The organism is Colwellia sp. BRX10-9 (genome assembly GCF_014077405.1).
Taxonomy (GTDB): Bacteria; Pseudomonadota; Gammaproteobacteria; order Enterobacterales; family Alteromonadaceae; genus Colwellia_A.
Window position 1 is genome coordinate 117,093 of record NZ_JACGVV010000009.1, and the last position, 11,618, is coordinate 128,710.

7 protein-coding genes are annotated in these 11,618 nt (G+C 39.8%); 2 read left to right on the plus strand and 5 right to left on the minus strand.

Translation table 11 applies throughout. The features are described from left to right. Positions 1-34: 34 nt before the first annotated feature. The 3 genes from H4J69_RS07900 to hsdR form a co-directional block, all read right to left on the minus strand. Complete coding sequence (locus H4J69_RS07900; RefSeq protein ID WP_182244482.1) at positions 35-1,762, minus strand: restriction endonuclease subunit S; 1,728 nt, start codon at positions 1,760-1,762, stop codon at positions 35-37. Positions 1,763-1,764: 2 nt separating this feature from the next. Beyond that, positions 1,765-3,261 (minus strand): type I restriction-modification system subunit M, encoded by a 1,497-nt coding sequence (locus tag H4J69_RS07905; RefSeq protein WP_182244483.1) that lies wholly within the window; start codon positions 3,259-3,261, stop codon positions 1,765-1,767. 80 nt (positions 3,262-3,341) lie between these two features. Continuing rightward, the gene (gene hsdR / locus H4J69_RS07910) at positions 3,342-5,786 is read right to left on the minus strand and encodes an EcoAI/FtnUII family type I restriction enzme subunit R (RefSeq protein WP_182244484.1); all 2,445 of its coding nucleotides are present in this window, start codon (positions 5,784-5,786) and stop codon (positions 3,342-3,344) included. Between the two features lie 544 nt (positions 5,787-6,330). On the opposite strand from hsdR, the gene H4J69_RS07915 reads away from it, so the two are divergent. Further along, positions 6,331-6,474 (plus strand): hypothetical protein, encoded by a 144-nt coding sequence (locus H4J69_RS07915; RefSeq protein ID WP_182244485.1) that lies wholly within the window; start codon positions 6,331-6,333, stop codon positions 6,472-6,474. A gap of 239 nt (positions 6,475-6,713) precedes the next feature. Here the strand turns inward: H4J69_RS07915 and H4J69_RS07920 are convergent, their stop codons facing one another. After that, the gene (locus H4J69_RS07920; protein ID WP_182244486.1) at positions 6,714-8,198 is read right to left on the minus strand and encodes a P-loop NTPase fold protein; all 1,485 of its coding nucleotides are present in this window, start codon (positions 8,196-8,198) and stop codon (positions 6,714-6,716) included. A 522-nt stretch (positions 8,199-8,720) separates the two neighbouring features. Here H4J69_RS07920 and H4J69_RS07925 point away from each other — a divergent pair. Continuing rightward, positions 8,721-9,458, plus strand: coding sequence for an endonuclease (locus tag H4J69_RS07925; protein ID WP_182244487.1), 738 nt, complete (start codon positions 8,721-8,723; stop codon positions 9,456-9,458). Positions 9,459-9,678: 220 nt separating this feature from the next. Here H4J69_RS07925 and H4J69_RS07930 read toward each other — a convergent pair whose 3' ends face one another. Beyond that, positions 9,679-11,418: an LA2681 family HEPN domain-containing protein gene (locus H4J69_RS07930; RefSeq protein ID WP_182244488.1), complete on the minus strand. Its 1,740-nt coding sequence runs from the start codon at positions 11,416-11,418 to the stop codon at positions 9,679-9,681. Positions 11,419-11,618 lie beyond the last annotated feature (200 nt).

Here is an 11,618-nt window from a genome sequence, read left to right on the forward strand (position 1 = left end):
TCCTTTTAATTTGTTCGCGTTAATTTACCGCTGATTAACTTGATGCCGGAGCACTTAATGCATTTTCAACAACGGCATCGGCGAGGTGGATTTGGGTGGTTTGTGCGTCACTTAGGCGGGCTTTGAGTTGTTCACACAAGGCCATTAGTTCGTCGAGTTTTGCTACGATGCGGTTTTGTTCGGCTAGTGGTGGCAAAGGTATGTTCAAGTTTTCTACATCACCGACTCTTAAGTGTTTTACAGTTAAACCTACCGCATGCTCCGACGCTCGTTCCAATAAATGAGGTTCAGTTAAAGCTAAAAGTATAAACTTGTTAGAAACGTACTCATGCATAGGCCTTATAAGCATTGTTCTTTGGCCTAAGCACCACTTAACATCCTCTGGTATGATTGCAGCCTCTCCCATTGGTGCTTCACGAGTAAACATTATGTCACCACTCTTAGGGGGGCACCTGCGTGACCAATAATCATATGTTTCTTCGTTCACATACTTTAAGCCATCAAAGCGAAATTCACGTTCACGAATATTCGTTGTCCTTATTATTGGAATCCCTGAGTCGGTGTATGGAGCTGTTTTATTGTGGCAATCGACTAAAAGCTGTGTTGTTTGAATTAAATGAACACAAGCCCAACTCTTTGGTAAAAGAAATGGAGCATTTGCTGACTTTAACTTATTAAGTTTACGCAGCATGGTCTTACATTCAGCATTGTCAGCTAAATTACTTTCTAACCAAGACTTTTGCTCAAAAGAAAGTTTCTCTAAGAGGATACTTGCGGGTTCGTCGCTTGGGTTTTGTGGGACGAGTTTTCCCATGACCGCTAGCTGTAAGATGGTTTGTTTTAGTTGCTCTATGCTGTGTTCGGTGGTGAACAGGATGTCGAAGTGCTCGGCGATACGTTGCCAACTTGTTTGGAAGTCATCTGCGTCAGCACCATCTGTAAGCGCCGCTAGTAGCACTTCAACCAAGGTTTGGTGTGCAGTTAGGCTTTGCTCGGTTTGTTGCTCTAACTGGTCACACAAGGCCATTAGTTTATCGACTTTAGCGACGATGCGGTGTTGTTCGGCTAGTGGTGGTAAACATACAACTATTGGATATAACTTACGGCCAGAAATTACAGGCTGAGCCGTTGCACTATCATTCTCATTTAAGTTTGTTGCTTTTAATAGCCAAGACAAATAATAAATATAAATATTTTCTTCAGAAAATGTTGTAACAAATGCATTATCAGTGATCCACGCTCTTACAGGAGTAATATGTACTGAACCACAGTAAAAGCCAACACGGCCTATAACCAATGTGCGCTTATCAACATTATGAGCATCATGATAACCTGTAACACCATTACCACCATAGACAGGAACTTTTCCTTCCATGTTCATTTGTTTAGATGTTAAACCATTTCCTGATGATATTTGAATAATAGATTGTAATCTTGCCCACTCCCAACCTATAGGTAATTCAGTCGTTTTTTCTTCATCTGTGATGACAGGAAGCGCTATTTGTTTTTTGAACTTTTTTTGTGCAATAAGTTGTGTTTTTTCTTCTGCTATTTTTTCAAGTAAAATACTCGCAGGCTCATCATTAACATTTTGTGTGCCTAGCTTGCCACGTACGGCGAGTTCTAAGATCAGCTCTCTTAGCTTTTTTATACCGGTTAATTCAATCTTATTACTTGAACCGCGCCCTACGGCATTACGCTTTTTAATGGCGCTAGTCCAAACATCGATATTGTCGGTAATTAGCTTATTAACATCAGTCATGATTACTTACCATCGCTTGCAAGTGCCGCGGACAAAATACCTTTAAGCTGATCGCGTAGTGCTTGAATATCATCTTGCTGCTTAGCGTAGTTACTTAATAGCTCTTGTGGATCATGACTGATCACTTCGCCAACGTGTGGGTTTTTAATATCAAGGTTGAAGTTACGGGCAATAATGTCGTCAATGCTCACTTGCCATGCTTGTTCGGTTTCTACACGCGAGGCAAAACCGTCAGCCTCGTTACCCCACCAGTCAATTTCTGTTTGAAACTCTTCAAATTTCATTGGTTTGGTTTTGTTGTAGTTTTTAACGCCGGCTGGGTATGGGTGCTCGTAGTACCATACTTTTGACGTGGGTTTGCCTTTGGTAAAGAACAGTATGTTAGTTTTAATACTGGTATATGGGGCAAAAACGCCATTAGGTAAACGCACAATAGTATGTAAGTTACATTCTTCGGTTAATAGCTTTTTGATTTTGGTTTTAACGCCTTCACCAAATAAAGTGCCGTCGGGTAATACTACCGCAGCACGACCACCCTGCTTTTCGTTATCTTTGCCAACAGTTGGTGACGCCAGCACTTCAACAATTAGCTGTAAAAATAAATCAGCAGTTTCACGGGTACGGGTTTCCGTAGGAAAGTTCTTTTCAATACCGTCTTCTTCCGTGCCGCCAAAAGGTGGGTTGGTTACAATAACGTCTAATTCTTCATCCCAGCTTGAAAGCGGTTTGTTTAAGGTATTGCCATGTTTTACTTGTACCGGTACTTCAATGCCGTGTAGTAGCATATTGGTGGTACAGAGTAAGTGCGGTAATTGTTTTTTCTCAACGCCGTGAATTTGCTTTTGTAATATTTGGTGATCAGCAGAAGTTTTAACATAGTTGTCTTTAACATGGTCAAACGAACAGGCTAAAAAGCCACCTGTACCACAAGCGGGATCCATTATGCTTTCGCCAAGCTTAGGGTCAACACGGTTAACCATAAAACGGGTAACGGCGCGTGGCGTATAAAACTCGCCAGCATTACCAGCGCTTTGTAAGTCTTTTAGTATTTGCTCGTATAAATCACCAAACAGATGACGCTCTTGTGAGTCGGTAAAGTCAATTTCGTTAAGCTTGTTGATCACTTGGCGCAGTAGTGTGCCGTTTTTCATGTAGTTAAAGGCATCGCTAAAGGCTTCACGCACGACATAGCCGCGTGGGTTAAGCTTTATTGGTGCGGTTAAGTTTTTAAGATCGGTAAAGAGTTGGTCGTTAACAAATTCTAATAATTCGTCACCCGTTATGCCTTCATTATCTTGTGCCCAGTTACGCCATAAATACTGCGTTGGTATTGGCTCTTGATAGTTTTCAAGTTCAAACTCTAATGCTTCTTCTTGGGCATCAAATATTTTAAGAAAAAGTAACCAAGACATTTGCCCTAATCGTTGGGCATCGCCGTCTACACCGGCATCTTTACGCATAATATCTTGAATGGACTTGATCACTGAACTGACAGACATATTGGGCTCTACTTATTACTTCGGATAATAAAATGCACCTATGATTGGCTCATGGTGCATTAAAAATTGTTTGTTTAAGGTTAACTGGCTTTATCGATTTTACTATGTTGATAAAGCGCTGTTTCTAAATCGGTTATGGCTTGATCATACCCTTTTCTGTTGCCAAAGGCTTGCTTTGCTATCTCCATTGGCTTGCCCATTTGATCGAACGGCTGAACTTTAAGCACATGTATACTTTCTATCTCGGTGACACCTGAGTCAGCGTACTTATCGAGTAAGGCATTAAGGACTGTTTGTGCTTGTTCTGAGTACTTAGTGAAGTAGTTACGCTTTTTAACGTTGTTAGCACGCTCTTGTCGCGTTAATGGTGGCTGGTCAAAGGCGATATGACATATAAGGTCAAACGGGTCGAGTTCTTTGCTTATATCGTCTTCGAGTGCTTGCCATATAACACCTTCGTTGGCTAATTCGTCAATAATTGTTTGTTTACGCTCGCTCGCATTCCACTTACGGGTAAAGTCATCAAGTGAGGTAAATTGCTTTTGAATGGTTTTACGGGTGTAGTCTTTAAACGATTCGGTGACTAGCTTGCCGTCGGTATCGTAATACTGGATACGTTCGGCCATCTTTTTAACCTTAACACCTGATACTTGGAATTTGATAAAACGTTTTTCGTCTTCATCATCGCCCCAGTCTGCATCAATTTCTCCATCATCTTGGTTAGCACCAGTGTCAAAGTCTTGCTCTGGTTCGGTAACTGTATTATTAGCACCTTCACTTGTGTCTACTTGCTCATCACCTGTAAGTTCATCAATAAATGAGTCGTTTTCATCGTCAATAATATCTTCTGGTTTCGACACCATGACTTTAACGGCTTCGCCATCAAACTTCTCATCGGCGAACAGCTCTGTTGCTTTTTTGAAGTCGAGAATGGTAAACCAAAGTTTATTGTATCTGTCGTCAATGCGAGTGCCGCGCCCAATGATTTGCTTGAACTTGGTCATCGATTGAATGTTTTGGTCAAGCACAACGAGCTTACAGGTTTTAGCATCAACACCTGTGCTCATTAATTCAGAGGTAGTGGCAATAACCGGATAAGCTTTTTTGGGGTTAATAAAATTGTCTAACTGTGCTTTGCCTATTTCATCATCACCGGTGATTTTCATCACGTACTTTTCGTTTTTAGCCACTTGTTTAGGATTTAAGTTAACCAAGGCGCGGCGCATACGGTCAGCGTGATCGATATCGTTACAAAAGACGATGGTTTTAGCCATAGGATCTGTACGTTCTAAATAACTGGTAATGGTTTGTGCCACCAGTGTTGTGCGTTCGTCGATGACTAAGGTGCGATCAAAGTCTTTTTGGTTATAAATACGGTCATCAATGAGTTCGCCTTGTTTATCAATTTGCCCTTTGGTGGGTCGCCAACCTTGTAGATCAACATCAATATCAACACGCACGACTTTATAGGGTGCTAAGAAGCCATCTTCAATGCCTTCTTTAAGTGAATAGGTGTATACCGGTTCACCAAAGTAGTCGATGTTTGATACTTCTTCGGTTTCTTTGGGTGTTGCCGTTAAACCAACTTGAGTCGCAGCGCTAAAGTATTCTAGTATTTCACGCCATGCGCTGTCTTCACTTGCACTGCCACGATGGCACTCGTCAATAATGATAAGGTCAAAGAAGTCTTTATCAACTTGTTTGTAAGCCTTTTGGCTTTCTTCAGGGCCGGTTAATGCTTGGTAAAGTGCAAGGTGTATCTCAAAAGCTGGGTCGACTGTTCGCTTCGTCACTTTGGTCATGGCTGAGCCAAAAGGTAAGAAGTCATTATTTTTTGATTGATCGACTAATATATTGCGGTCGGCTAAAAACAAGATACGCTTTTTCTGACGAGACTTCCATAAGCGCCAAATAATTTGAAAGGCGGTATAGGTTTTACCAGTGCCCGTAGCCATAACCAGTATAATACGGTTTTGCCCGTTAGATACCGCTTCAATGGTTTTATTAATCGCTTGTAGTTGATAATAACGCGGCGCTTTTCCACTGCCATCATCATGATAGTCTGGCGTAATTAACGGTAGCTGTGCTGCTGTAAAGCCGCGATAAGCGCAGTACTTCTGCCATAGTTGTTCTGGGGTTGGAAAGTCTGAAAGCTCTATGCGTGATTCAAGTTGTGCTGGGTTCGTTTTATCATGAAAGATAAAGCCATCGCCGTTTGAGGCAAAGATAAAGGGCACTTCAAGCAAACGGGCATAATCAAGCCCTTGTTGCATGCCCTTGCCTATTTCATGCTTGTTGGCTTTAGCTTCAATAACAGCCAGTGGCATATTAGGTTTATGGTAAAGCACAATGTCAGCAGACTTAACGGTTTTACGTACTCCGAGTTGACCACGAACGATAACTTTACCATCACGTAATTTAACTTCTTGGCGTATTTGCTTCATCAAATTCCAACCAGCGCTTTGTACTGCGGGCATGATAAATTTGCTGATTATGTCGGTTTCGGAGAGCTTTTTTTTGTCCATGATTTTGCCTTGGTGTTACTGCTTGTCCGTTATGCAGCATACAAGGTGCGATAATTGTAACTTATTGTCAATAGAAATAGATGAAAGCCACCTTAAATCAAGTGTTTGAGTAATAAGATAAATAAAGTAAAAAACAGTTAACGCCAAGGCACGCTAAGATCAAAAATTTTGGATGTTAACCACAATGGCGGTACAGATTAGTTTATTTAATACAAGAACTAAGAGGCGGCATATTGGCTTTTAGTTTGCTTCTTAAAGTCCCTTAACGAAATTCTATCAATTACTTACGTTGCCGTTATTATTTAGGAACTAAATTTTAAGAAGGTATAATTATCGATAACCAATAGTTTTATCGGTAACCATTTATCTATATAAAGCCCCGGCCTTACTTACCGCTATGTTCCGAGGGTCTGATGAAGCCTTTTTATTCGCCGCGGCCATACATTATTCAATAACATCATATCACCCCTTAAACAGCCGCACAGCTTGCATATGTTCAGCTGTAATCTAAGCTTTCAGTATCAATATAATCAAGGAAGATAATATGACTACTGATGACTTTGACCGTTTGAATATTTTGGCGGATAAAGTGCTTAACGACAGCGCCACCGACAATGAACTAAAAGACTTTAGCCAACTGCTATCAATGTGGAGCATATCGACATCACTCACTACAGCAAACACTTAAGTTGCCCCAATAAAAAAGCAACTGTTAAGGTGGGTGTGGTCAGTGCAAAAGACTGCTGTTGCCACTTTGCTGACCAAATACTGAAATTAAAAAGCAGCATTTTAAGGATTGCTTAGGCACAAAACGGTCATTATGAATTAACTCCAACTCACACTTTATATTAGAAATTGTATCGATATCCGCGCTACTTTGAATGACTGTCCCTGTTAATTTATCATGGGTGTCTTAATAACTTTCTCTTACTCAATATGCCCAGATAGTTCAATTACCTTCTGGTAATCTTTCCACATCCAATAATTACAATTAGCGTTATCTGCATACTTAATCAACTCAATAATCAACTTGTCAGAAAAGTTATTTTGACCTAACAATTGAATACCTGAGAAGGAGTTAGATTGTATTGCTAGCATTTCTTGGGGTACACTATAAGTTTTAGTCCGACCATCCTCATGCCTTTCTTTAGATGTTGTCGTAGTTACGCACCTCAACATGTGCCGAACCATACCACTTAAGGAATAACCAATAACATCATTATCATTAATATTTATCGCAACAGAGGTGTCGCTTTTGTTGGTTCGACTCTTGAGCATATCTTTGTCTAAGTGCTGCTCAATTAACCCGACCATCAATACCACAGTATTTACAAGTGTATCGGAAGCTGACAAGAATTTTAAAGCGTAATCTAAGCTAGCAAAAAACCTATTAAGTATTTGCTCAACATCCCTTAATTCAATATTGTTATTTTCAAACAAAGCCGCAAACAGTCCAATATTACCCTGCTGATTTTCAGTAAATGGATAAAGAAGAAGAGAGCCGGTCTTATATTTATCAAAATCAAGATCTTTGGCCATTAAGTACTCCAACAGAGAAACTTGTGGCAGGTTAATCTTTCGGTCAAAAAACTTTCTCAAATAAAGCTTTGCATCGAAATTTTGACCGTAAACTGATTCAACAGAGTGCTCCAAAACGCTTGTGTTAGTAGCCACTAAAAACGTACAGCCTTTCGCTTCAAAGAAGTGCTTTATGACTTCTAAGACTTCGATAGCATAGGTAGGCTTACATCTATCTAATTCATCAATTAAAATGACTATCGGGATCCTTAATTCGTAAATAATTTCAATCAAATCAGACAAATAGGTTATGTATTCCTTTATATCTTTAACGGCCTGAACAGCCTCTATGTGATTTTTTTGAACTATCTCTACATACTTCTGAGAATCTGTTTGAGTTTTTAAATCAGGTGTTGCACTTACAATTGCTGATGCTGCTTTCGTGCTACCTATAACGACAGGTTCTCCTATCAGTGGGCTCATGGTCGCTAGGTATTTCAAACAAATACCTAGCTTATCTTTCATCTTGTTGAATACTTTCTTGGCTTCACCTTTTTCTTTAGCTTTTCCGTTGGGTGCTTTTTCTCTAAGTACAAACTCAATCTGCTGGAGTAGCTCACTACAGATAACAGCAAGAGGGTTGTTAGAAAAATCACTCTCCCAAACATCAATATAAACTACAGGATGCCCTTTCTTTGCAAGCTCTACATATAAACGCCTAATGAACTCGGTCTTACCTGAACCATATGTACCATCCAAGTTTATAACCCGACTCTCAGTCGTGAGGAAGTTCGCAATAAAAGAGCCAAACTCTTTCCTGTTTGTTTTACACGTATCCCAGTCGTACTGCTCTTTCCAGTCTTTAAACTTACTCGCGTAATCTGAAATATCCATATAGTTTTCGTACAACCTTAAGTTAATGTAAAAGAGCTTTATAAAAGCTATATTTTATCCATTTAAGTCCTGTCCGTAAACCATCATTACATTAGAGAGCTTTATTTACAGGAATTAACGAAGATATTAGCTATAACCTGTGAGGCATTTTTGTAATCAACATCTAACATCGTTATCCCCTTCAATTTAGCTCTACAGATCAAAAAACTAAGCTTTATGAGATATAAGCTCAGTATGTTACTCCGATTAAAATATGCTCTAGGATTGAGTTACAGGGGCATAGAAAGATTAATTAATAAGAACAAGAAAGTATTAATGTGAAGGCTATCATTGCCCCACGGTAAAAAGATATGCCACATTTACTCGATCATAAATCCCCTTACTGAGTTAAAAGTTAGGATTATCATAATGGGCTATTAAGGTAGAAAATCAGTTTACAATAACCTACACAGCACACTCACGCATTGCACCAATTAAAAATTACTGGCATATTCACATCCAAATTAAACTTCAAGAACAAAAATGAAAGCAATAACAATACTGTTCTTCACATCATTAGTCACCACTTCAACCTTAGCAGCCAACCAAGAAGTTCAATCATTTGGTAAAGCTAAAAAGATCTTAGAAAAGCAGGTTTACAACAATTACCGCAAGACTCTCTATTGTGGTGCTACTTTTGATGCTAAGAAAAAGGTAAAACCACCAAAAGGCTTCACTACGACTAAATATGTTAAGCGGGCTAAAAAAGTCGAATGGGAACATGTTGTGCCGGCTGAAAACTTTGGCCGTACCTTTAGTGAGTGGCGTGATGGCCATAAAAAGTGTATTGGTAATAAAGGCAAAGCATTTAAAGGCCGTAAGTGCGCTGAGAAAGTAAATACTGAATATCGTTACATGCAAGCCGACATGTTTAACCTTTACCCTGCTATTGGAGCTGTGAACGCATTAAGAAGTAATTATAACTTCACCATGCTACCTAATGTAAAAAGTGACTTTGGTAGTTGCACCATGAAAATAGATAACCATAAAGCAGAACCGCCTGAAGCTGCTAGAGGTCAAATAGCTCGCACGTATCTATATATGGAAGGCACTTATAAGCGATATAACATGAGTAAACCACAGCGCCAGCTTATGAATGCTTGGGATAAAATGTACCCTGTAAATGCTTGGGAGTGTGCGAGAGCTAAGAAGATCACTGGCATACAGCAAAGCGATAACGATATTGTCAAAAGCAGGTGTAAGTCTGCTGGTGTTTGGTAATTGTATACCTCAGTAGTGCTTAATAGAAGATATTACTGTTACCAACTAAGGGCTAGTAATGCCACATTACTGACATATTATAGGTACTAAACCGTACTTTTGAGACGGTTTTTTAGTACCACTAGCAGACGGTCGTAGTGGATGCAGGATTAGACGTCTAATGAGCATACTAAGCTTCAATTATGCTTTTAGAAAGCTTCATTACGTAAAAAGGAACGTTTTACTTTTTTGGTATCAACTTTGGAATGACTAAGCCATCTTGTGGCTTTTTCATCTCTTCATGATGTATCGCAAGAGATAGATATATCAATGCATCTTTAGCCAACGTCAGAAGCTTCAGAGTCAGCTTTTCAAATTCCTCCACGCCAATTACCAACGCATAATTGGACATGCGATTTTTTTCATCTAAATCCTGTTCAAGTCTAACAATACGCTTTTCTAACGCCAATATTTGGTTGTCCAGATCCGAAGATGGATCTTTCAGTTTTGCTTTGCGTAGTTGTTGCAGTTCCGAACGTATTCTATCGATATCGGAAACGTGGTTATCAATGGCATCTTGGTCGTTACTGAAATGTCCAACATGTCTGTGGCAAAAGTTATCCACCAGTTTAAGGGAGCGATGTTCCATCGCATTCCTGATTCTGAAAAGACGCTGAGTGTCTGGATCAAACCAATAAGACAAATCTTCGTCTTCTGGAGTATTCCTATTACCTTGTCTTATCTCATGAGAAAGGAAGTATAAGGCCCTGAAGTGTTCGTTATCGCTATTTTCAAACATATCCTTCAAGTGTTGATTGCCTGGTTTGAACCAAAGGGTTTTGAAATCTACTTTGTGATCATTCTGTGTTCCATCAATTCTGTAAAAACGGTGAAGAAAAAATGAAATCTTGTCGAAGATGGAATAGTTGATCCTGAAGCAAGATTTGAGATGATTGGTTTTTAAATTGTTTATCTCGTAATCTAGCGTGTCAACGTGTTCGAATGTTGAGTTAAAGAAATGCTCGTCGAACAAGGGAATAGAGCTTCCCATATAGGCCAAATATCTTGCGTAACAATAGTCTGTTTTGAGTTCGTCGAAGTGGCCGTGGAAACCAAGCTCTTCTGAAGAGGTAAGGAGTGGATTAATACGAGCCGAAAAGTCAGGCAAGCTTAATATGTCATGATTAACGACTTCTGCCGTTGAAATTGCATTCAACTCATTTACGAATAGTCGATGCTCAGCACACCAAGCGAAGTACTCCTTCTCTTTTCTGGTATCGAACATAGTACCAGGGAGATCTTCAAGTTCAGCATAATCGGAACCGATTTTTTGCTCTTCCTGCTGAAACCAATTCAAAAAATGCTGAAAAAACGGGTCACTCTGAATTGCTGCTCGCTGTATTGGTGCGAACTCATTGATCCTGGCTAACGCTTCTTCGTAGCATCTGGCTGATTCTCGGTAAAGATAAAAAGCATGACCGCCATCATAAACACTTTCTGCCAAACGATAAACGCATCTGGCTCTTCCCATAACAGCGTAAACGTTTCCAGATTTTATCGGGTGCTCATATGCTGCAAGTGCCTCTAATCGACGACCTTGATAATCGAGTTCATTTGCCAAATTCGTCTGAAGCCTACTTTTGAGTTCATCAAAGGCCAGTATCTCGTTTTGGGTGTATAAACCTGTAAACCTTTCTTGCTCAATTAAACTAGCCTCCGCCATTGCTTTGCGAAAGTTAAGAAGCGCCAGGCCGGATGTTTTGCTGCCAAACTGATTGTCACGTCGAGAAGCCACATGGCTGTAACCAGAACCTATGTTGTAGTAAATGTGAAGTCTGATTAATGCAGAAGAATGCGTATATGAGACAAGCTCACGGCAAATTGATATGATTCCATCAAAATCATTTGCATCGCAAAGTTCATCTATCTTTTCTGATTTCGCATGATGCTTTTCAATCGTGATTTGCTGCTTTCCATCCATGTTCAAGTATCACTATGATCAATATTTATTGGGCTGATGGTAGCACAAAAGGTGCTGGCTGTACGTCTGCAATTCGCCTTGAGTTCAAATGATGGATGCAACACATAGATTAAAATTCTCTGCTGGTGTTTCATATTCTAACGTCTTTCTTGGTCTTTCGTTAAGTCTTCTCGCAACACTGCTTAACTTTTGTTGGCTGT

Bases quoted from the DNA above. Each gene is read 5' to 3' on its own strand.
- H4J69_RS07900 (WP_182244482.1), bottom strand. From the start codon at position 1,762: ATGACTGATGTTAATAAGCTAATTACCGACAATATCGATGTTTGGACT.
- H4J69_RS07905 (WP_182244483.1), bottom strand. From the start codon at position 3,261: ATGTCTGTCAGTTCAGTGATCAAGTCCATTCAAGATATTATGCGTAAA.
- hsdR (WP_182244484.1), bottom strand. From the start codon at position 5,786: ATGGACAAAAAAAAGCTCTCCGAAACCGACATAATCAGCAAATTTATC.
- H4J69_RS07915 (WP_182244485.1), top strand. From the start codon at position 6,331: ATGACTACTGATGACTTTGACCGTTTGAATATTTTGGCGGATAAAGTG.
- H4J69_RS07920 (WP_182244486.1), bottom strand. From the start codon at position 8,198: ATGGATATTTCAGATTACGCGAGTAAGTTTAAAGACTGGAAAGAGCAG.
- H4J69_RS07925 (WP_182244487.1), top strand. From the start codon at position 8,721: ATGAAAGCAATAACAATACTGTTCTTCACATCATTAGTCACCACTTCA.
- H4J69_RS07930 (WP_182244488.1), bottom strand. From the start codon at position 11,418: ATGGATGGAAAGCAGCAAATCACGATTGAAAAGCATCATGCGAAATCA.